Consider the following 20,095-nt stretch of genomic DNA (forward strand, 5'->3'; position numbering starts at 1 on the left):
CTGCTGGGCCAGGCCGCCGAGCAGCCAGCCGCCGTTGCGGCCGGAAGCGCCGTCGCCGCAGCGCTGCGCCTCCAATAGCGCCACGTCCAGCTCCGGCGCCGCGCGCTTCAGGTAATAGGCGGTCCACAGGCCGGTGTAGCCGCCGCCGATGATGGCCACGTCGCAGCTGGACGACTGCCGCAGCGGCGGCCTGGCCGGCACCGCCGGCGGTGCGGCGTCCAGCCACAAACAGGCTTGAGACAAGGTGCTCATGCGCTCTCCTTGGCAACGCCCCGCTCAGGGGACGAACCCAAGCAGACTAAGCCGGCGCGCGCGCCGCGTCATGCGCGCGGGACCGCTAGGAATCGGCGGAGAAGTGGCGCTGCGGCGTGGTGCCGGTTTCCAGACGAAAGGCCTTGTAGAAAGTGGAGGCGGACTTGAAGCCGACGGCGAAGGCCATTTGCAGCGGGCCGGACGGCTGTCGCGGCTGCGCCAGCAAATGGCGGATGCGCTGCTGATTGAGCCAGGCGTAGAAACTCAGGCCCAGCGCCTGGTTCAGCGCGTGGGAAATCTGGTTACGGGTGTAGCCGGTGGCCTGCGCCACCTGGCCCAGGCTCAGCTCGCAATCCAGATAGGGCCTCTGTTCGGCGAAATAAGCCTGCAAATCCGCCAATAGCCGCGCCAGCCGCTGCGGGTTCAAGCCAATTCGATCGCCGGCCCGTTCCCCGCTCAAACGCACCGGCGTGCAGTATTCGCGCACGGCGATGATAAGCCCGTCGCGCACTTGGATCGCCTCGCCGCCTTGAAAGCCGACCAGCTTGCCGCTGGAGGCCAGGCGGATCACATAGCGGTATTGAATGAAGGCGGTGTCGCCGTCCACGCGGATGCGGTCGGTGTGGCGCAAGCTCTCCTTGCCGCCATGCGGCATGCTTTCGGCCAGGTAGGCCGGCAAGTCGGCGTGAGCCAGCGTCAGATTGCGATAGAAGTCGCAGTATTCGATTTCCGGATGAAACAAGGCCAGCGCAGCCTCCGCGTCGCGCGCGCGCCAACACTCGTGATAACGCCGCGCCACCTCCCACGTCGCGCGGCTCTCTGCGTCCCAGCCCGCTTGCGGCTCAGTCATCATGTCCGCCATGTCTGTCCCTCTCCCGCTGCGTTGGCGGCTGTTATCATATAGCGTTGACCATACCCGTCCCTTGCGAGGAGAGCCAGCCGATGGAGATTCTGATCTTCCCCGAAGCGGAAGTGCCCGCCGAACTGCGCGGCCAGGTGCTGGCGCTGCAACAGCTGGCCTGGCCCGGCGACGCTGCGCCCGGCCTGCAAGCCATCCATGATCCGGCGCTATCGCCATTGTCACTTTTGCTGGTGGAAAACGGCCGGGTGCTGTCGGCGCTGGACATCCTCAGCAAATCCCTGCGCCATGCCGACGCGGAATTCCGCGCCAGCGGCATCTGCTGCATGGTGACCCAGCCCGAGGACCGCAGCCGCGGCCTGGGCCGTCTGCTGGCCGCCAGCGCGCGCGAAACCATGCAGGCCAATGGCGCCGACCTGGGCATCTTCACTTGCGACCGGCCGTTGCGCCGTTTCTACCAGGCCTGCGGCTGGCGGGAGCTGCCCGGCGCGGTGCTATTGGGCGGCACGCCGGAGGCGCCGCTTGCCAGCAGCGCGTTCGACAAGGCAGTCATGGCCTGCTTTTTCAGCGCCGAGGCCAAGCGGCTGGCGGCCCGCTTCGAGCACTGCGAGATCGCGCTCTATCCTGGCGCCATCGACACACTGTGGTAAGGTCAGCCGCCATGAGCGAAGCCCCGGCCCACATCGACGTCGAACTGTCCTCGCCCTGCCGCGTGAACGGCCAGCCGGCCCGCGCGCAGTCCGTGTGGCTGCTGGCCCGGCTCTGGCACGCCCAGCGCCATGGCGACGGCACGCTGCCGGCGGCGGCGCTGCGGCTCGGCTTCCCCGGCCAGGACAATATCCGCATGCTGGTTTCACGCGCCTTCTCCGATTTCGCGCGCTGGGGCGTGGAAGTGGGCTGGGGCGCCGCGCGCGAGCAGCCCATCGCCACGCTGGCGCGGAACGGACGCAGCCGCGGCCCGTTCTGGCTGAGCGCCGACGGCGCGCGACGGCTGCGCCTGCTGGCCGAGGGCGCGGAGGTGGAACGCGACTGGCTGGAACACTTCCTTGGCCTGCGCCGGCCTTCGGCCGCCGGCGCCGATCAGCCCGGCGGCTGGTCTCATCTGATGCGGGACATGGGTTTCTGGCAGCAGATGGCACAGGCGATCCGCGATGAGCATGATGGCTTCGGCCGCCGCCCCAGCCGCCAGGTGGCGGAGTCCTTCCATGCGGCGCGGCTCTGCGCCGGCGACGATTTCCAGCAGGCGCTGGCCCTGATGAAGGAAAGCCTGGCCTGGCGCCGCAGCGCGCAGTTGGAAGGCAGCCGCAGCGCGCTGAAGCGGCTGGACCGCATCCTGGACGCCGGCAGCGTTCACAGCGCCCAGCCCACCTTCGCCGCGATGGCCTGCATCGTCAAGGCCTGGGAACGCTACACCCAGGGCGACACCGGCGCCGCGCGCGCCGCGCTGGAGCATTTGCAGACCGCGCCGGAATTGCAGCCGGTGTTCCGCTACAATCCGCGCGTGCGTTTCGAATGCCTGAATCTGCTGGCGTTGCTGCACAAGCACGCCGCCACCAGCAAAGCCGAGCCGGCCTACCGTCAGGACGAGGCCGCCGCCGCGCTGCAGGCGTTGAACGGCGCACTGGAAGCGGCCTACGAGGCGGACTCCATCGACGCCGCCCAACACGTCGCCGCCAATATCGGCTGGTGCATGTGGCTGTTCTGGCAACAGCGGCTGATAGACCCGGAACGAGAGCAGGCGATAAACGCGGTGCAACTGCAGGCAATGCGCTGGCTGGGATTGTCGGAGTGGATTTGCGACCGCTTCGGCTATGGCAGCGGCTCGGCCTGGAATCTGATCTTCATGCTGCGCATCGCGCGCGGCAACTGCTCGCCGCAACGCTCGCGCAGCCTGGCAAGCTTCCGCGCCCAACAGCCGCTGGCGCTGCCCGAAGTGGTGCTGGCCTTGCGCCCCTTGCACGCCTCGCTATCGCCAGCCAAGGGCTTCAGCCGCTGGTCCTCGGCGGCGACCTTGGCGCTGGAGGAGCAGGCGGCCGGCAATACCGCCTTCACACCCTTGCAGCAGGCCAATCTATTGCTGGAGGCCGCCTGGTTCCTGCTGCACGAACAAGGCGCCGGCCCGGAGGCCGCCGACGCGCTCGCTCGTCTGCAGGCGCAACTGCCCTCCTTGCGCCGCGGCGAGCGCAGCTTTTTCAACAGCGAATTGCAGAACTTGCCGATTGAGGCGCCGAGCGCCGGCTAGGCCGGATTCAGCACATGCACGGCCAGGCTGGCCACCATGCCCTCGGTCGCGGCGATGAAGGCGCGCAGCGGCGGCGCGGCTAGATGTTGGTCCAGCGCCGCCTTGCTTTCCCACTTTTCAAGCACCACCAGGCTGTCCGCGCCGAAAGGCCGCGGCGAATCCTCATGATCCAGGGCCGGGCCGTATTCGATGCAGCCCTCCTCCAGGCGCACCTCAGGCACGATGGCATTCAACTCGCGCAATACCGCGGCGCGCTGGCCCGGCTGGGCGGTGATCACGGCAACAACATGCAGCATGGCATCCTCTCTGTCGAACTTACGCCGCGCGCGACGCGCACGCGGCTAGATTACGGCAAGCGACAAGGAAAATGGTTCGCGGCTGCGGATAGACAAGCGGATGAACGGGCCAAAAGAAAGCGAGGACGGACTTAAGGAGGTGGGGTGATTGAAGGGAATCCCCGCAAAAGTCCCGCAAGACCGATGAAAATAAAAAAAGCCCTGCAAATGCAGAGCTTTAAATATTTGATTCTATTGGAATTCTGTGGTCGGGGCGAGAAGATTCGAACTTCCGACCCCCTGCACCCCATGCAGGTGCGCTACCAGGCTGCGCTACGCCCCGACTCGAGAGAAACGTATTCTAAACTGCTTTTTAATTTTTGCCAAGCCCTGAATCAAGCCATTCCAAAATTGCCTCCAGCTCGGTCCTAACCTCCTGGGCCGTTGCCGGACGCACTTCCTGGCCGTCCGCGCCCAGGCGCTGGCGTGCGCCGTGGATGGTAAAACCATCGTCATATAACAGCCCGCGAATACGCCTGACCAATAAAACCTCATGGTGCTGGTAGTAGCGGCGGTTGCCACGGCGCTTCACCTGGCGCAGCTGGGAGAATTCCTGCTCCCAATAGCGCAGCACATGCGGCTTGACGCCGGTGAGCTCGCTGACTTCGCTGATGGTGAAATAACGCTTGGACGGTATCGACGGCAGATCAGCCTTGCTTGTTGGCATGGAATTGCTCGACCATTCCCTTGAGTTTCTGACTAGCATGGAACGTTACCACACGGCGCGCGGTGATGGGAATCTCTTCCCCGGTCTTGGGATTGCGGCCCGGGCGCTGCGGCTTGTCGCGCAATTGGAAATTGCCGAAACCGGACAGCTTGACGGAATCGCCGGATTCCAGCGCCAGACGGATTTCCTCAAAAAACGATTCAACCATGTCCTTGGCTTCCCGCTTGTTCAGACCCACTTGGTCAAACAGCATGTCGGCCAACTCAGCCTTGGTCAAAGTCATGTCACCCTCTCACACATCAATATTCTAATCATTGCAGAGCCCGCCGCAAGCGCCGGGCTCCATGCTCAAACTCAGCGCAGCTGAGCGCCCAACTCGGCGGCGGCGCCGTCAAGCAAGGCGCTTAGCGCCGGCTCCACGTCTTCGTCGGTCAGAGTGCGGCTATTGTCCTGCAACAGCACGCGGAAGGCCAGACTCTTCTTGCCTTCCGCCACGCCTTTGCCGCGATAAACGTCGAACAAGGCCACTTCGCTGACGATGGCGCCGCTGTGCTTGGCGAAGCAGGCCAGTAACTGGGCGGTTTCCACCGCCTCGTCCACCACCAGCGCCAGATCGCGGCGCACCGCCTGGAACTTGCTGACCGGCTGCGCCTTGATGGGCTGCCGCGCTTCCACCACGGCCAGATCCAGCTCGAACAACACCGGCGCGCTGGGCAGATCGTATTGCTGCGCCCACTTGGGATGCAGTTCGCCGATCACGCCGACCACCAGGCCGTTCACCAGCACTTCGGCGCAACGCCCCGGATGGAAGGCCGGATGTTCGGCCTTGCGGAAGCTGGCCTGCTGCGGATGCAGCAGCGCCTCGACATCGGCCTTGGCATCGAAGAAATCGACGCGCTCGGCCTTGACGCCCCATTGCTCCGGCAGGCGCGGCCCCCAGGCCAGGCCAGCCACTTTTTCCGGCTGATCGAACCAGTCGGCGGATTTCTTGAACACGCGCGCCACTTCGAATACCCGCACGCGCGGCTGCTTGCGGTTGATATTGCCCACCAGCACGTCGACCAGGCCGCCGATCAGCGTGGAGCGCATCACGCTCATCTGCGAGGCGATCGGGTTGATCAAACGCACCGGCTGCTCATTGGCGGCGAAATCGCGTTCCCAGGCCTCGTCCACGAAAGCATAGCTGACGATTTCCTGATAATCGCGGGCCGCCAGCAGGTGGCGGATCTGATCGCGCGGACGCAGCTCTTCACGCTGAGCCAACATGCGCATGCCGGAACGCGGCGCGTCGGACGGAATCGCGTCGTAACCATAAACTCGTGCCACTTCCTCGATCAAGTCCTCCTCGATCGCGATATCGAAGCGGAAGGACGGCGCCGCCACGGTGAAGACATCGCCGTCCAGGCTGTGGGTCAGACCCAGGCGGCTCAGGATGTCGCCGATCTGTTCGCTGCTCAGCGTCACGCCCAGCAGCTTGGCGCAACGCGACACGCGCAGCTTGACTTCGCCGCGCCGCGGCAGTTCCGCCGTTTCCTCGACGATAGGACCCGGCTGACCGCCGCAGATCTCCAGCACCAGACCGGTTGCGCGCTCCATCGCTTCGCGCTGTAGCTGGAAGTCCACGCCGCGTTCGTAGCGGAAGGAGGAATCCGAACCAAAGCCGAATTCGCGCGCCTTGCCGGCAATCGCTTCCGGCGCGAAGAACGCGCTTTCCAGGAAGATATCGCTGCTGGCGACGGTCACGCCGCTATGTTCGCCGCCCATGATGCCGGCCAGCGCCAGCGCCTTGGTCTGATCGGCGATCACCATATGGCCGGCGTTGAGCTTGACGGTTTTTTCGTTCAGGCACAGCAGCTCTTCGCCGTCCTTGGCCATGCGCACGGCGATGCCGCCGTCCAGCTTGGCCAGGTCGAAGGCGTGCATGGGCTGACCTTGTTCCAACAATACGTAATTGGTGATGTCGACCACGGCGGAAATCGAACGCAGGCCGGCGCGCTCCAGGCGGCGGCGCATCCATTCCGGCGTGGCGGCGGCTGCATTGACGCCTTTGACCACGCGGCCGAGGTAGCGGCCGCAGGCCGGCGTGGCCGCTATCGCCACCGCCAGCGCGTCGTCGATCTGCGGCGCGACGGCGGGAATGGCCACCGGCGCGAGCTCGGCGCCGGTCAAGGCCGCCACTTCGCGCGCGATGCCGCGGATGGACAGGCAATCGGCGCGGTTGGGAGTGATCTTCAGCGTGAACAGCTGATCGTCCAGACCCAGGTAGTCGCGGATGCTCTGCCCTACCGGCGCATCGGCCGGCAGCAGCAGCAGGCCGTCGGCGTCGTCCGGCACGCCCAGTTCCTTGCCGGAACACAGCATGCCGTTGGACTCGACGCCGCGCATCTTGGTCGGCTTGATCTTGAAATCGCCGGGCAGCACCGCGCCGGGCAAGGCGCACGGCACTTTCAGGCCGACGGCGACATTGGGCGCGCCGCAGACGATCTGCACCAGCTCACCGCTGCCCACGTCCACCTTGGTCACGCGCAGGCGGTCGGCGTTTTCGTGCTTGGCCACTTCCTTGACTTCGGCCACTACCACGCCGCTGAAGGCCGGCGCGGCGGCGTTGACTTCTTCCACTTCCAGGCCCGCCATGGTCAGCAGGTAGGACAGCTCGTCGGTGCTCAGCGACGGATTAACCCAGCTTCTCAGCCATTGTTCGGAAAATTGCATAGTATTCGGCTCCGTACGCGATCAGTTGAACTGTCTCAGGAAGTTGAGGTCGTTCTCGAAGAACAGCCGCAGGTCGTTGACGCCGTAGCGCAGCATGGCGAAACGATCGAGGCCGATGCCGAAGGCGAAGCCGGTGTACTTCTCCGGGTCGATGTTGACATTGCGCAACACATTGGGGTGCACCATGCCGCAGCCGCCCACTTCCAGCCAGCCGCGCTCGCCCAGCACGTCGATTTCCGCCGACGGCTCGGTGAACGGGAAGAAGGACGGACGGAAGCGCACTTGCAGGTCGTCGCGCTCGAAGAAGCGGCGCAGGAAGTCGGTGACCACCGCCTTGAGATCGGCGAAGGACACGCCCTCTTCCACCCACAGGCCTTCCATCTGATGGAACATCGGCGAATGGGTGGCGTCGGAATCGACGCGATATACCCGGCCCGGAGCCACAATCTTGATAGGCGGCTGATTGTCCATCATGAAGCGCGCCTGGATCGGGCTGGTATGAGTGCGCAGCACATCGCCGCCTTCCACGTAGAAGGTGTCGGCCATCGCGCGCGCGGGGTGGTTTTCCGGGATGTTCAGCGCCTGGAAATTGTAGAAATCGGTTTCGATCTCCGGACCGTCCGCCACTTCGAAGCCCATGGTGCGGAACAGGCCGGCGATGCGTTCCAGCGTCAGCGCCACCGGATGCAGTCCGCCACCCGCGCTGCCGCGGCCCGGCAGGGTCACGTCCAGCGCCTCGGCGGCCAGTTGCGCTGCCAGCTTGGCGGCGTTCAATTGCTCGAAGCGCTGCTTGTGCGCGGCTTCGAACGCCTGCTTGGCCACATTGATGGTGGCGCCGGCGGCCTTGCGCTCTTCGGCGGGCAGCTTGCCCAGCTGTTTCAGGAGTTCGGTCAACTCGCCGCTCTTGCCCAGATAGCGGGCCTTGACCTGCTCCAGTTCAATGAGATCGGTCACCGCCGCTAGCGCGGCCTGGCCGGATTGGAGAATCGCGTCAACGTTGTTCATCGTGTTCCACACCGTATGCGAAAGAAAGCTGGCCACACGCGCCCAGGGCTCGGACGAGTCTGGCCAACCATCTTGATGGTGAATCATGCCTGCGGCCGGGCCGCATCAAAAAAAAGGGAGGCAAGATTGCCTCCCTTTTGATCCGTCCGGGCGATTAAGCAGCGAGGCTTGCTTTCGCCTTTTCGACGATCTGGGCAAAAGCCGGCTTGTCGAACACGGCCAGGTCGGCCAGGACCTTGCGGTCGATTTCGATGGAGGCTTTTTTCAGACCATTCATGAATTTGCTGTACGGCAGGCCGTTCTCGCGAGCGGCTGCGTTGATACGAGCGATCCACAGTTGACGGAACTGACGCTTTTTCTGACGACGGTCACGGTAGGCGTATTGACCGGCTTTCATCACCGCCTGTTTGGCGATGCGATAGACGTTCTTCCGGCGGCCGCGATAGCCTTTCGCCAGTGCGAGGATTTTCTTGTGACGAGCACGTGCGGTTACACCGCGTTTTACGCGTGGCATATTTCAGGTCTCCTTAAGCGTAGGGCATCATGGCGCGAACAGAGGCCACATTGGTTGCGTCCACCATGGAGGTGCCGCGCAATTGGCGCTTGCTCTTGGTGGTCTTCTTGGTCAGGATGTGACGCTTGAAGGCGTGTGCACGCTTGAAACCACCACCACCCAGTACTTTGAGACGCTTTTTCGCGCTCGACTTGGTCTTCATTTTCGGCATGGACTGCTCCTGCTGAATTTTGATTAGATTAGACGCGAGGTGGTTGCCAGCCAGACTGGAAACGCTTCAAAAACCATCGCGTCACGCTTTTGAGCAGATCGTTGCCGACCTACAAAATCAACACGGCAGAGCGAACCCTGCCGTGTCAAGGTGATGATTATACCGATTATTTCTTCTTCGGCGCAATCATCATTACCATCTGGCGGCCTTCAAGCTTGGGAAACTGCTCAACAACCGCAATTTCGGACAAATCGGCTTCGACACGCTTAAGCAACTCCAAACCGATGTTCTGGTGGGCCATCTCACGACCGCGGAAGCGCAGGGTGACCTTGGCCTTGTCGCCGTCAGCCAGGAATCGGGTCAAGTTGCGCAACTTGACGTTGTAGTCGCCGTCGTCGGTACCCGGACGGAACTTGATTTCCTTGATCTGAACCTGTTTCTGCTTCTGCTTGGCTTCGTGACGCTTCTTGGACTGCTCGTACTTGTACTTGCCGTAGTCCATCAGCTTGCACACCGGAGGTTGCGCGGTCGGGGAAATCTCCACCAGATCCACATCGCCCTCTTCGGCAAGAGCCATCGCCTCACGCAGACTGACAACACCAATCTGCTCACCTTCCTTACCTACCAGACGGATTTCACGGGCGGTAATCTCGCCGTTGATCCGTGCTTCGCGTTCCTGAGCTATAGCCAAATCTCCTATTAATCTAAACTCAATGCCTGCCGTCGCCGGAATCAGGCCCCAGGCATCTCAGCCTTGAGGCGCGCAATCAGCGCATCCAGCGTAAGCTGCCCCAGGTCTTCCCCGCGGGAGCGTACAGCAACCAACTCGCCAGCCTTCTCCTTGTCGCCGACGATGATCTGATACGGCAACTTTTGCAGGCTGTGCTCGCGAATTTTATAGCCGATCTTCTCGTTTCTCAAGTCGAGATCAACGCGGAAGCCTTGTTCGCGCAGCTTGGCGGCCACATTGGCCGCGTATTCGGCCTGCGCTTCGGTGATATTCATCACCACCATCTGCACCGGAGCCAGCCACAAGGGGAAGGCGCCGGCGTGGTTTTCGATCAGGATGCCAAGGAAGCGCTCCAGCGAACCCAACGCCGCGCGGTGCAGCATCACCGGCCGTTTGCGGCTATTGTCGTCGGCCACGTATTCGGCGTCCAGACGCTCCGGCAGCATGAAGTCCAGCTGCAGGGTGCCGCACTGCCAGGAGCGGCCCAGCGCGTCCTTGATGTGATACTCGATCTTGGGACCGTAGAACGCGCCCTCGCCCGGCAGTTCTTCCCACTCCACGCCGCAGGCGCGCAGCGCTTCGCGCATGCCTTCCTCGGCCTTGTCCCAGGTCGATTCTTCACCGATGCGTTTTTCCGGGCGCAGCGCCAGCTTGATCGCCACCTTGTCGAAACCGAAGCGCTCGTACACTTCCATCACCAGGCGGTGGAAGTCCTTGGCCTCCTGGTTGATCTGGTCTTCGGTACAGAAGATGTGGCCGTCGTCCTGCACGAAGCCGCGCACGCGCATGATGCCGTGCAGCGCGCCGGACGGTTCGTTGCGATGGCAGGAACCGAATTCGGCATAGCGCAGCGGCAGGTCGCGATAAGAACGCAGGCCGCTGTTGAACACTTGCACATGGCCCGGGCAGTTCATCGGCTTGACCGCGTAGTCGCGCTTTTCCGATTCGGTGATGAACATGTTTTCGCGATAGTTGGCGGCGTGACCGGAGCGCTCCCACAGATGGGCGTCCATCATCATCGGGGTACGGATTTCCTTATAGCCTTCGCGGTTCAGCTTGTCGCGCATGTATTGCTCGACGCTCTGCCACAGCTGCCAGCCCTTGGGATGCCAGAACACCATGCCCGGCGCCTCGTCCTGCAGGTGGAACAGATCCAGTTGCACGCCCAGCTTGCGATGATCGCGCTTTTCCGCCTCTTCCAGCATATAGAGATAGGCGTCCAGGTCTTCCTTCTTGGCCCAGGCGGTGCCGTAGACGCGCTGCAGCATTTCATTCTTGCTGTCGCCGCGCCAGTAAGCGCCGGCCACCTTCATCAGCTTGAACACCTTGAGCTTGCCGGTGGACGGCACGTGCGGGCCGCGGCACAGGTCGGTGAATTCGCCTTCGCGGTACAGGCTCAGCACTTCGCCCTGCGGGATGGACTCGATGATCTCGGCCTTATAGGCCTCGCCTATGCTCTTGAAGTAGGCGATGGCCTCGTCGCGCGGCAGCTCGTAACGCTCCACCGGGATGTCTTTCTTCGCCAGCTCGGCCATTTTCTTTTCGATGGCGGCCAGGTCTTCCGGCGTGAACGGGCGCTTATAGGCAAAATCGTAGTAGAAGCCGTTTTCGATTTCCGGCCCGATGGTGACCTGGGCTTCCGGGAACAGCTCCTTCACCGCGTACGCCAGCAAGTGGGCGGTGGAGTGGCGGATGATGGACAGGCCGTCCGCGTCCTTGTCGGTGATGATGGCCAGATCGGCATCGCGAGCGATGGTGTGGGAAGTGTCCACCAAGGCGCCGTCGACGCGACCGGCCAGCGCCGCGCGCGCCAGCCCGGCGCCGATGGACGCAGCCACTTCATGAACCGTCACCGGTTTATCGAACGAACGGATCGAGCCGTCCGGCAAGCGAATGTCTGGCATGTCAACTCCAACAAGGCGAGAGAGAAATTTTTAGAAAGCGAAGGATAAAAAAAAAGTGCGGCCTGAGCCGCACTTTTTTCGCATGGAACAACCCGCAAGGCTCAGCTAGCGTGAGAATTTCGGGTTGTGGTAGTTCGCAAGTTGTACACTTGTAACGCTCCATGCGTTTGAATTTTGGTAGGCACGATTGGACTCGAACCAACGACCCCCACCATGTCAAGGTGGTGCTCTAACCAGCTGAGCTACGTGCCTGTCGTCGAGTTGCGAATACTAAACAAGCCCATCCCTCTTGGCAAGCATTTTTTTCATCCCCGTTACAAGCAAAACCGCGACAAAACCCCAGCCGGCGCGGCTTACGGTATACTAGCCGGCTGATTTTGCTAAACAAACATACCAGAGCAATCCCCGAATCATGCTGAAGTTTACCGTACACAAAACCTCCGGCGGCGCGCGGCGCGGCACGCTGGAGTTGAACCACGGCACCGTGGAGACGCCGGTGTTCCAGCCGGTGGGCACTTACGGCTCGGTCAAGGCGATGAGCCCGGTCGAGCTCAACGACATCGGCGCCCAGATCATTCTGGGCAACACTTTCCACCTGTGGCTGCGCCCGGGCCTGGAGATCGTCGAACAGTTCGGCGGCTTGCACGAGTTCATCGGCTGGGACAAGCCCATCCTCACCGATTCCGGCGGCTTCCAGGTGTTCAGCCTGTCCGACATGCGCAAGCTGACCGAGGAAGGCTGCACCTTCCAAAGCCCGATCAACGGCGACAAGCTGTTCCTGAGCCCGGAAATCTCGATGCAGATCCAGACCGTGCTCAACTCCGACATCGTGATGCAGCTGGATGAATGCACGCCGGGCCAGGTGGACCACGCCACCGCGCAGAAGTCGCTGCAGATGAGCTTGCGCTGGGCCGAACGCTCGCGCCGCGCCTTCGACGATCTGAAAAACCCGAACGCGCTGTTCGGCATCGTGCAGGGCAACCTTTATACCGATTTGCGCCAGGAATCGCTGGAAGGGCTGATGCAGGTCGGCTTCGACGGCATCGCCATCGGCGGCCTGTCGGTGGGCGAGCCCAAGCCGGAAATGTACCGGATGCTGACCGAGTTGAAGGACATGCTGCCGGCGGAGAAGCCGCACTATCTGATGGGCGTGGGCACGCCGGAGGACCTGGTGCACGGCGTAGCCAACGGCGTGGACATGTTCGACTGCGTGATGCCGACGCGCAATGCGCGCAACGGCTGGATCTTCACCCAGTGGGGCGACGTCAAGATCAAGAACGCGCGCTACAAGGACGACAAGAAGCCGCTGGACGAAGAATGCGAATGCTATGCCTGCCGCAACTTCAGCCGCGCCTATCTGCATCACCTGCACCGCGTCGGCGAAATCCTGGGCGCCCGCCTCAACACCATCCACAACCTGCACTATTACCAGGAGTTGATGCGCCAGATGCGCCGCGCCATCGAGGAAGACCGCTTCGAGGACTTCCGCCTGGAGTTCGCCGCCAAGCGCGCCCGCGGCGTCAACTGAGGAACCACCCGCACGGTCGACCTGTCACAGGCCTGACCGTTGCAAGCATTGGAAAAAGCGGACCAGCATGGCTACAATGGTCCGTTTATTTCGACCAGCCATAACAAATATATCTAAGGGAGTAGTTTGATGTCCTTTATCAGCCCCGCCTTCGCCAACACCGGCGCCGCAGTTGGAGGTTTCGACCTGATGGGTTTCCTGCCCATGATCGCCATCTTCGTGCTGTTCTGGTTCCTGATGGTTCGCCCGCAGCAGAAACGCATGAAAGAGCATCAAAAGATGCTGTCGGAAATCCAGAAGGGCGATGAAGTCGCCACCCAGGGCGGCATCGTCGGCCGCGTGGCCAAGATCGGCGAACAATTCCTGACCCTGGAAATCGCCAACGGCGTCGAAATCACCGTTCAGCGCGGCTCGGTTTCCGCCAAGCTGGAAAAAGGCACGCTGAAGTCGCTGTAAGGATTCAGCCGACGGCCACCGCAGCCCGCTGCCGGTGGCCGGTTCATTTTCTTTTCCCGAACTAAAACATGAACCGCTACCCTCTTTGGAAATACCTCGTCATTGCGGTGGCCTTGATCCTTTCCGCGATCTACACGCTACCCAATTTCTACGGCGAGACTCCCGCGGTCCAGGTCTCCAGCTCGCGCCAATCCATTCCGGTGGACACCGCCGTGATGACGCGCGTGGAAGAGGCGCTGAAGGCGCAGAACATCTCTCCCGACGGCCTGTTCCTGGACGGCACCAGCCTGCGAGTCCGCTTCAAGGACGCCGACACCCAGTTGAAGGCGCGCGACGCCATCCAGCACGCGCTGGGCGATAACTACATCATCGCGCTGAACCTGCTGTCCGCCTCCCCCGCCTGGCTGAGCAGCCTGAAGGCGCATCCGATGTTCCTCGGCCTCGACCTGCGCGGCGGCGTGCACTTCCTGCTGGAAGTGGACATGAAGGCCGCCACCGACAAGACGATGGAACGCTACGCCGGCGACCTGCGCCGCGAGCTGAAGAACAAGAAAGTCCGCTATGGCGCGATCAAGCGCAACGGCAATGCGCTGGAAGTGCAGCTGCGCGACGCCGACACGCTGAAATCCGCTCAGGACGTGGTGTATCGCACCCTGCCCTCGCTCACCGTGAAAAGCGACGACAGCAGCTACCGGCTGACGCTGACCCTGAAACCGGAAGAAATCACCAAGATCCAGAGCGACGCGGTCAAGCAGAACATCACCACGCTGCACAACCGCGTCAACGAGCTGGGCACCTCCGAGCCCATCATCCAGCAGAACGGCCCCAACCGCATCGTGGTGCAGCTGCCCGGCATCCAGGACACCGCCCGCGCCAAGGACATCATCGGCCGCACCGCCACGCTGGAAGTGCGCATGGTGGAAGACGACCCGAGCAAGATGGCCGACGCGATGGCCGGCAATGTGCCGGCCGGCTACGAATTGCTGGACGAAGCCTCCTCCCGCGGCGTGCAGAAGATCCTGGTGCGCAAGGACGTGGAGCTGACCGGCGACAATATCAACGACGCCCAGGCCGGCTTTGATGAAAACGGCGCGCCCGCCGTCCACATCAATCTGGACTCCGCCGGCGCCTCCATCTTCCGCCAGGTGACCGCCGAGAACATCGGCAAGCGCATGGCGATGGTGCTGGTGGAAAAAGGCCGCGCCGAAGTGGTCACCGCGCCGGTGATCCGCTCCGAAATCGGCGGCGGCCGCGTGCAGATCTCCGGCAGCATGAACCCGGCCGAAGCCAACGACACCGCGCTGCTGTTGCGCGCCGGCTCGCTGGCCGCGCCGATGAACATCGTCGAAGAACGCACCGTCGGCCCGAGCCTGGGTCAGGAAAACATCGAGAAAGGCTTCCACTCCACGCTGTGGGGCTTTGCCGCCATCGCCGCGTTCATGATCCTGTACTACGGCGTGTTCGGCGTGTTCTCCGCGCTGTCGCTGGCGATCAACGTCTTCCTGCTGCTGGCGCTGCTGTCGATGATTCAGGCCACGCTGACCCTGCCCGGCATCGCCGCCATCGCGCTGGCGCTGGGCATGGCCATCGACGCCAACGTGCTGATCAACGAACGCATCCGCGAGGAACTGCGCAACGGCGTGCCGCCGCATTCGGCGATCCAGGCCGGTTACAGCCATGCCTGGCACACCATCCTGGACTCCAACGTCACCACGCTGATCGCCGGCCTCGCGCTGCTGATCTTCGGTTCCGGCCCGGTGCGCGGCTTCGCCGTGGTGCACTGCCTGGGCATCCTGACCTCGATGTTCTCCGCGGTGGTGGTTTCCCGCGGCCTGGTCAACCTGTGGTACGGCCGCCGCCGCAAACTGACCACGCTGGCCATCGGCCAGGTGTGGAAACCGGAAAACAAAGGATAAGGACCGGACATGGAGCTTTTCCGCATCAAACGGGACATCCCGTTCATGAGCTACGGCCGGCTCACCACCGCCATTTCGCTGGTGACCTTCATCCTGGCCGTGTTCTTCCTGGCCACCCGCGGCCTGAACTATAGCGTCGAGTTCACCGGCGGCACCGTGCTGGAAGTGCAGTACCAGCAGTCCGCCGACTTGAGCGCCATCCGCGAGAAAGTGGACGCGCTGAAGCTGGGCGAATCCACGGTGCAGAGCCTGGGCAGCAGCCGCGACGTGATGATACGCCTGCCCAACAAGCCGGGCGTGACCTCCGCCCAGCTGTCGGACAAGGTCATGGGCATGCTCAAGGCCGGCGATCCGCAAGTACAGCTGCGCAAGGTCGACTTCGTCGGTCCCAGCGTGGGCGAGGAATTGGTGACCCACGGCCTGACCGCCACCATCCTGGTGTGCCTGGGCATCATGATCTATCTGGCGGTTCGCTTCGAGTGGCGCTTCGCCATCGCCGCCATCGTCGCCAATATGCACGACGTGGTGATCATCCTGGGCTGCTTCGCCTTCTTCCGCTGGGAGTTTTCGCTGACCGTGCTGGCCGGCATCCTGGCGGTGCTGGGCTACTCGGTGAACGAATCGGTGGTGGTGTTCGACCGGATTCGCGAGAACTTCCGCAAGCCGGGCATGAAGGGCCACAGCGTCGCCGAAGTCATCGACAACGCCATCACCGCCACGATGAGCCGCACCATCATCACCCACTTCTCCACCGAGATGATGGTGGTGTCCATGCTGCTGTTCGGCGGCCCGGCGCTGCACGGCTTCGCGATGGCGCTGACCATAGGCATCGTGTTCGGCATTTACTCCTCGGTGCTGGTCGCCAGCCCGATCGCCCTGTGGCTGGGCGTGAAGCGCGAACATATGATCAAGCCGGTGAAACCAAAAGAAGAAGCGGTCGTCTGATCACTTCTCCAAACGCTGGCCGGCTTGTCCGGCCAGTACTACTTTCAACCCAAGCACCCCCAGACCGAGCGCAACGACACCATGGAAGCCATCACTTTCCTGATCGACTTCATCCTGCACATCGACACCCATCTGTCCCAGCTGGTGGCCGCCTACGGCCCCTGGATCTACGCCATCCTGTTCCTGATCGTGTTCTGCGAAACCGGGCTGGTGGTCACGCCCTTCCTGCCCGGCGATTCGCTGCTCTTCGTCGCCGGCGCGCTGGCGGCCATGGGCCAGATGAATCCGCATATGCTGGTGCTGCTCCTCATCGTCGCCGCCATCCTTGGCGACGCGACCAATTACGCCATCGGCCGCAATGTCGGCATGAAGCTGTTCGAGAAATTCCCGCGCATCCTGAAGCCGCAATACCTGGACCGCACCCACGCCTTCTATGAGCGCCACGGCGGCAAGACCATCATCTTCGCCCGCTTCGTGCCCATCGTGCGCACCTTCGCGCCCTTCGTCGCCGGCATCGGCAAGATGCACTACCCGCAATTCCTGCGCTACAACGTGGTCGGCGCCATCGCCTGGGTGGTCGGCTTCACCTACGCCGGCTATTTCTTCGGCAACCTGCCCTTCGTGCGCAAGAACCTGGAGCTGCTGATCTTCGGCATCATCCTGGTCTCCTTCCTGCCGGGGCTGATCGAAATCTGGCGCCACAAGCGCGCGGCCGCCCGCGGCTGATCCGTAGTAGAATCGACAAGGCCGCCCAAGACCTGTTCAAAGTCTCGCGAGCTAAGGTGAGGCAAGGCGAAAACGGCTGAAGAAGCGGAGTGTACAGACGGTACATGAGCATTCTGAAGACGATTTCAACGCCGTATCGCCGACGCGCAGCAGACATTGACAGGCTCTTCGCGCGGCCTTTTGCTTTGACATCACGCCCCAACGCCGCCCATGACACGCATCCAACGCCTGCCCGACCACCTCGTCAACCAGATCGCCGCCGGCGAAGTGGTGGAACGCCCCGCCTCCGCGCTCAAGGAAATACTGGAAAACAGCCTGGACGCCGGCGCGTCCAAGATCACGGTGGACTTGGCCCAGGGCGGCATCAAGCTGCTGCGCGTCACCGACAACGGCGGCGGCATCGCGGCGGAAGACCTGGCGCTGGCGCTGGACCGCCACGCCACCAGCAAGATCGCCTCGCTGGACGACCTGGAAAACGTCGCCACGCTGGGCTTCCGCGGCGAGGGCCTCGCCAGCATCGCCTCGGTGTCGCGGCTGACCCTGGTCAGCCGACCGCCGGACGCCGAGCACGCCCATCAAGTCATCGCCATCGACGGCTCGCTGCACCCGGTGGAGCCGGCCGCCCACGCGCCCGGCACCAGCGTCGAAGTGGTGGACATCTATTTCAACACCCCGGCGCGGCGCAAATTCCTGAAAAGCGAGAACACCGAATACGCGCACTGCGAAGCCGTTTTCGAGCGCATCGCGCTGGCGCATCCGCATGTGGAATTCATGTTGCGCCACAACGGCAAGGTGATCTGGCGCCTGCCGGCGCAAAGCCTGGCCGAGCGCGTGGCCGCGATGCTGGGCAAGGACTTCGTCGCCGCCGCCATCGAGATCGACACCGCCGCCGGCCCGCTGACGCTCAGCGGCTTCGTCGCCTCCCCCACTTACTCCAAGGCCAGCCGCGACGCCCAGTACTTCTACGTCAACGGCCGCTTCGTGCGCGACAAGACCGCGCTGCACGCGCTGCGCCAGGCCTATCGGGACGTACTGCACCACGATCGCCACCCGGCTTACGCGCTGTTCCTGACCATGGAGCCGTCCGGCGTCGACGTCAATGTGCACCCGACCAAGATCGAGGTGCGCTTCCGCGAATCGCAGGCCATCCACCAATTCCTGTTCCACAGCGTGCACAAGGCCTTGGCCAGCACCACCGCCGGCGCCGCGCCCACCGTTCAGATCGCCGACGCGGACAGCGCAACGCCGGACAACCCGGCGCTGGCCCAGGGCGAATCGGCGCCCTTGTTCGACAAGCCGTTCAACCGCTCCGCCGCGCCCTCCTCCGGCCAGGCCGCGTCCCAGCCCGCCTTCCGCTACCAACAGCAGGCGATGCCGCTGCACGTGGCCAGGGAGGCCACCGGCATTTACGACAAGCTGTTCGGCGGCCTGCGCGAGGAAGAACGCGCCCACAGCGCCGCGCCGGCGCCGGTGGAATACAGCCTGCCGCCGCAGCGCGTCGCCGCGCTGCCGCAAAGCGCGGACGGCATTCCGCCGCTGGGCTTCGCGCTGGCGCAGCTGCACGGCGTCTACATCCTCAGCCAGTGCGAAGACGGGCTGATCCTGGTGGACATGCACGCCGCCCATGAACGCATCGTCTACGAGCAACTGAAGACCGCGCTGGAAACCGACACCATCCCGATGCAGCCCTTGCTGCTGCCGGTATCCTTCGCCGCCGACCGCATGGAAGTGGCCACCGCCCACGAGCACGGCGAGGACATGAAGCGGCTGGGCATGGAACTGGCGCCGCTGTCTCCCACCCAGATCGCGGTGCGCGGCGTGCCGGTGTGGCTGAAGGACGGCAACCCGGTGGACCTGGCGCGCGCGGTGCTGAAGGATGTGCGCGAGTTCGGCCTCAGCCAGGTGCTGACCGAGCGCCGCAATGAGCTACTCGCCACCATGGCCTGCCACGGCGCGGTGCGCGCCAACCGCCAGCTGACGCTGCCGGAAATGAACGCGCTGCTGCGCGACATGGAAGCCACCGAGCGCTCCGGCCAGTGCAACCATGGCCGTCCCACCTGGACCCGGCTGTCGATGCGCGAGCTGGACAAGCTGTTCATGCGCGGACAATAAGCGATGCGCGTCACCGTACTGGCGGAAAACCACAGCCTGCGCCCGGACTTGATCGCCGAAGCCGGCCTGGCCTTGCTGATCGAGGACGGCGAAGAACGCATCCTGTTCGATACCGGCCGCAGCGACGCGCTGCTATACAACGCCAGCCAGATGGGCGTAGACCTCGCCACGCTGAGCCGGGTGGTACTGTCGCACGGCCATTACGACCACAGCGGCGGCCTGCCGGCCTTAAGCCGACTGCTGCGCGAGCGCGCGGCTGCGCCGCTGCCGCTGCTGGCCCATCCCGGGGCTTTCCGAGCGCGCGAAGCGCGGCTGGGGCCGATCACGCTGCGCAAGCTGGGCTCGCCGCTGAACGAAGCCGATCTGCAAGCCAGCTTTGAGCTACAGCTGCACGCCGAGCCGCACGCCTTCGCCGACCGCTATGTCTTCCTCGGCCAGATTCCGCGGCAACGCCACGCCGAGGGCCGCGGCACCCTGGGCCGGCTGCTGGACGCGCGCGGCCACCGGCCGGACCCGGTGGCCGACGACTCGGCCCTGGTCTACCACAGCGAGCAAGGCCTGATCATCTTCAGCGGCTGCGCCCACTCCGGCATCCGCCACATCGTCGACTACGCGCGCGAAGTCTGCGCCGAGCCGCGCGTCCGCGCGGTGATAGGCGGTTTCCACCTGCGCAGCGCCAATCCGTGGCGCGTCTGGCAGACGCGCCGCTATTTCCAGCGCCTGGGCGCCGAGCGCCTGCACGCCTGCCACTGCACCGGCTACGCCCGCCACGCGCTGGCCGGGCAGCAAGGCATAGCCGCCGGCAGCCGCTTCAGCTTCGACTAAGAACCTGTTTGCGATCTCGCTCGCGGGAGCGTGAACCGCCTCCCGCTCCTCGGCGCGGCCGCGCCGATTTCAAGCCTTGCCGCCCAAGCGCGGTCAACCCATTTGCATCAAGCACGTTAAGGCAGGGGACAGACAACAAGACTCGCGAGCCCGGCC

At 63.7% G+C, this 20,095-nt stretch carries 20 protein-coding genes and 2 tRNA genes; 9 read left to right on the top strand and 13 right to left on the bottom strand.

What is annotated here, in order from left to right; genetic code table 11:
* The coding region (locus LQT98_RS11960) for an NAD(P)/FAD-dependent oxidoreductase (RefSeq protein ID WP_231462523.1) at positions 1–252 on the bottom strand (252 nt) is incomplete at its 3' end.
* 85 nt (positions 253–337) lie between these two features.
* Positions 338–1,102, bottom strand: a complete 765-nt coding sequence (locus tag LQT98_RS11965) for a helix-turn-helix domain-containing protein (RefSeq protein ID WP_048407924.1) — start codon at positions 1,100–1,102, stop codon at positions 338–340.
* A 92-nt stretch (positions 1,103–1,194) separates the two neighbouring features.
* Here LQT98_RS11965 and LQT98_RS11970 point away from each other — a divergent pair, with 92 nt between their 5' ends.
* Together LQT98_RS11970 and LQT98_RS11975 are read left to right on the top strand one after the other, a co-directional pair.
* Positions 1,195–1,761 (top strand): GNAT family N-acetyltransferase, encoded by a 567-nt coding sequence (locus LQT98_RS11970; protein WP_231462524.1) that lies wholly within the window; start codon positions 1,195–1,197, stop codon positions 1,759–1,761.
* An 11-nt stretch (positions 1,762–1,772) separates the two neighbouring features.
* Positions 1,773–3,353 carry a hypothetical protein gene (locus tag LQT98_RS11975; RefSeq protein WP_231462525.1) on the top strand — a complete coding sequence of 527 codons (1,581 nt, stop codon included), beginning with the start codon at positions 1,773–1,775 and terminating at the stop codon, positions 3,351–3,353.
* Here LQT98_RS11975 and LQT98_RS11980 read toward each other — a convergent pair.
* From LQT98_RS11980 to LQT98_RS12030, 11 genes are all read right to left on the bottom strand, one after another.
* A complete protein-coding gene (locus tag LQT98_RS11980; protein WP_231462526.1) occupies positions 3,350–3,649 on the bottom strand; it encodes a putative quinol monooxygenase in 300 nt (99 codons plus the stop codon). The genes LQT98_RS11975 and LQT98_RS11980 overlap by 4 nt on opposite strands.
* A gap of 245 nt (positions 3,650–3,894) precedes the next feature.
* Positions 3,895–3,971: transfer RNA gene (locus tag LQT98_RS11985), tRNA-Pro, on the bottom strand.
* A gap of 30 nt (positions 3,972–4,001) precedes the next feature.
* Complete coding sequence (locus tag LQT98_RS11990) at positions 4,002–4,355, bottom strand: MerR family transcriptional regulator (protein ID WP_019103244.1); 354 nt, start codon at positions 4,353–4,355, stop codon at positions 4,002–4,004.
* On the bottom strand, positions 4,336–4,638 hold the full coding sequence (locus LQT98_RS11995; protein WP_048407852.1) for an integration host factor subunit alpha: 303 nt from the start codon (positions 4,636–4,638) through the stop codon (positions 4,336–4,338). The genes LQT98_RS11990 and LQT98_RS11995 overlap by 20 nt, the downstream gene beginning before the upstream one ends.
* Before the next feature lie 71 nt (positions 4,639–4,709).
* Complete coding sequence (pheT, locus tag LQT98_RS12000; RefSeq protein WP_231462527.1) at positions 4,710–7,067, bottom strand: phenylalanine--tRNA ligase subunit beta; 2,358 nt, start codon at positions 7,065–7,067, stop codon at positions 4,710–4,712.
* A gap of 21 nt (positions 7,068–7,088) precedes the next feature.
* Complete coding sequence (pheS, locus tag LQT98_RS12005) at positions 7,089–8,072, bottom strand: phenylalanine--tRNA ligase subunit alpha (RefSeq protein WP_048407850.1); 984 nt, start codon at positions 8,070–8,072, stop codon at positions 7,089–7,091.
* A gap of 154 nt (positions 8,073–8,226) precedes the next feature.
* A complete protein-coding gene (gene rplT / locus LQT98_RS12010) occupies positions 8,227–8,586 on the bottom strand; it encodes a 50S ribosomal protein L20 (RefSeq protein ID WP_019103240.1) in 360 nt (119 codons plus the stop codon).
* Between the two features lie 13 nt (positions 8,587–8,599).
* Entirely contained in the window at positions 8,600–8,797 is a 198-nt protein-coding gene (gene rpmI, locus LQT98_RS12015; protein ID WP_048407849.1) for a 50S ribosomal protein L35, read from the bottom strand.
* A 166-nt stretch (positions 8,798–8,963) separates the two neighbouring features.
* Positions 8,964–9,488 (bottom strand): translation initiation factor IF-3, encoded by a 525-nt coding sequence (gene infC, locus LQT98_RS12020; protein WP_081556240.1) that lies wholly within the window; start codon positions 9,486–9,488, stop codon positions 8,964–8,966.
* Positions 9,489–9,529: 41 nt separating this feature from the next.
* Entirely contained in the window at positions 9,530–11,431 is a 1,902-nt protein-coding gene (thrS, locus tag LQT98_RS12025) for a threonine--tRNA ligase (RefSeq protein ID WP_048407848.1), read from the bottom strand.
* Positions 11,432–11,606: 175 nt separating this feature from the next.
* Positions 11,607–11,683: transfer RNA gene (locus LQT98_RS12030), tRNA-Val, on the bottom strand.
* 160 nt (positions 11,684–11,843) lie between these two features.
* Here LQT98_RS12030 and tgt point away from each other — a divergent pair.
* The 7 genes from tgt (at position 11,844) to LQT98_RS12065 (ending at position 19,939) form a co-directional block, all read left to right on the top strand.
* Positions 11,844–12,959, top strand: coding sequence for a tRNA guanosine(34) transglycosylase Tgt (tgt, locus tag LQT98_RS12035; protein ID WP_048407847.1), 1,116 nt, complete (start codon positions 11,844–11,846; stop codon positions 12,957–12,959).
* Positions 12,960–13,088: 129 nt separating this feature from the next.
* Positions 13,089–13,415, top strand: a complete 327-nt coding sequence (gene yajC / locus LQT98_RS12040) for a preprotein translocase subunit YajC (protein ID WP_043633815.1) — start codon at positions 13,089–13,091, stop codon at positions 13,413–13,415.
* 68 nt (positions 13,416–13,483) lie between these two features.
* Positions 13,484–15,331 carry a protein translocase subunit SecD gene (gene secD, locus LQT98_RS12045; protein WP_048407846.1) on the top strand — a complete coding sequence of 616 codons (1,848 nt, stop codon included), beginning with the start codon at positions 13,484–13,486 and terminating at the stop codon, positions 15,329–15,331.
* Between the two features lie 9 nt (positions 15,332–15,340).
* The gene (gene secF, locus LQT98_RS12050) at positions 15,341–16,276 is read left to right on the top strand and encodes a protein translocase subunit SecF (RefSeq protein WP_231462528.1); all 936 of its coding nucleotides are present in this window, start codon (positions 15,341–15,343) and stop codon (positions 16,274–16,276) included.
* An 81-nt stretch (positions 16,277–16,357) separates the two neighbouring features.
* On the top strand, positions 16,358–17,002 hold the full coding sequence (locus tag LQT98_RS12055; RefSeq protein ID WP_231462550.1) for a DedA family protein: 645 nt from the start codon (positions 16,358–16,360) through the stop codon (positions 17,000–17,002).
* 210 nt (positions 17,003–17,212) lie between these two features.
* Positions 17,213–19,114, top strand: a complete 1,902-nt coding sequence (mutL, locus tag LQT98_RS12060) for a DNA mismatch repair endonuclease MutL (RefSeq protein WP_231462529.1) — start codon at positions 17,213–17,215, stop codon at positions 19,112–19,114.
* A gap of 3 nt (positions 19,115–19,117) precedes the next feature.
* Complete coding sequence (locus LQT98_RS12065) at positions 19,118–19,939, top strand: MBL fold metallo-hydrolase (protein ID WP_231462531.1); 822 nt, start codon at positions 19,118–19,120, stop codon at positions 19,937–19,939.
* Positions 19,940–20,095 lie beyond the last annotated feature (156 nt).

It is taken from the genome of Chromobacterium aquaticum, assembly GCF_021129195.1.
Taxonomy (GTDB): Bacteria; Pseudomonadota; Gammaproteobacteria; order Burkholderiales; family Chromobacteriaceae; genus Chromobacterium; species Chromobacterium aquaticum.

Excerpts from the sequence above, each read along its gene's own strand:
- LQT98_RS11975 (WP_231462525.1), top strand. The coding sequence starts at position 1,773 with ATGAGCGAAGCCCCGGCCCACATCGACGTCGAACTGTCCTCGCCCTGC.
- rpmI (WP_048407849.1), bottom strand. The coding sequence starts at position 8,797 with ATGCCGAAAATGAAGACCAAGTCGAGCGCGAAAAAGCGTCTCAAAGTA.
- LQT98_RS11965 (WP_048407924.1), bottom strand. The coding sequence starts at position 1,102 with ATGACTGAGCCGCAAGCGGGCTGGGACGCAGAGAGCCGCGCGACGTGG.
- LQT98_RS11995 (WP_048407852.1), bottom strand. The coding sequence starts at position 4,638 with ATGACTTTGACCAAGGCTGAGTTGGCCGACATGCTGTTTGACCAAGTG.
- LQT98_RS11990 (WP_019103244.1), bottom strand. The coding sequence starts at position 4,355 with ATGCCAACAAGCAAGGCTGATCTGCCGTCGATACCGTCCAAGCGTTAT.
- mutL (WP_231462529.1), top strand. The coding sequence starts at position 17,213 with ATGACACGCATCCAACGCCTGCCCGACCACCTCGTCAACCAGATCGCC.
- LQT98_RS12055 (WP_231462550.1), top strand. The coding sequence starts at position 16,358 with ATGGAAGCCATCACTTTCCTGATCGACTTCATCCTGCACATCGACACC.
- LQT98_RS12065 (WP_231462531.1), top strand. The coding sequence starts at position 19,118 with ATGCGCGTCACCGTACTGGCGGAAAACCACAGCCTGCGCCCGGACTTG.
- LQT98_RS11970 (WP_231462524.1), top strand. The coding sequence starts at position 1,195 with ATGGAGATTCTGATCTTCCCCGAAGCGGAAGTGCCCGCCGAACTGCGC.
- pheT (WP_231462527.1), bottom strand. The coding sequence starts at position 7,067 with ATGCAATTTTCCGAACAATGGCTGAGAAGCTGGGTTAATCCGTCGCTG.
- tgt (WP_048407847.1), top strand. The coding sequence starts at position 11,844 with ATGCTGAAGTTTACCGTACACAAAACCTCCGGCGGCGCGCGGCGCGGC.
- secF (WP_231462528.1), top strand. The coding sequence starts at position 15,341 with ATGGAGCTTTTCCGCATCAAACGGGACATCCCGTTCATGAGCTACGGC.
- thrS (WP_048407848.1), bottom strand. The coding sequence starts at position 11,431 with ATGCCAGACATTCGCTTGCCGGACGGCTCGATCCGTTCGTTCGATAAA.
- pheS (WP_048407850.1), bottom strand. The coding sequence starts at position 8,072 with ATGAACAACGTTGACGCGATTCTCCAATCCGGCCAGGCCGCGCTAGCG.
- LQT98_RS11980 (WP_231462526.1), bottom strand. The coding sequence starts at position 3,649 with ATGCTGCATGTTGTTGCCGTGATCACCGCCCAGCCGGGCCAGCGCGCC.
- secD (WP_048407846.1), top strand. The coding sequence starts at position 13,484 with ATGAACCGCTACCCTCTTTGGAAATACCTCGTCATTGCGGTGGCCTTG.
- rplT (WP_019103240.1), bottom strand. The coding sequence starts at position 8,586 with ATGCCACGCGTAAAACGCGGTGTAACCGCACGTGCTCGTCACAAGAAA.
- yajC (WP_043633815.1), top strand. The coding sequence starts at position 13,089 with ATGTCCTTTATCAGCCCCGCCTTCGCCAACACCGGCGCCGCAGTTGGA.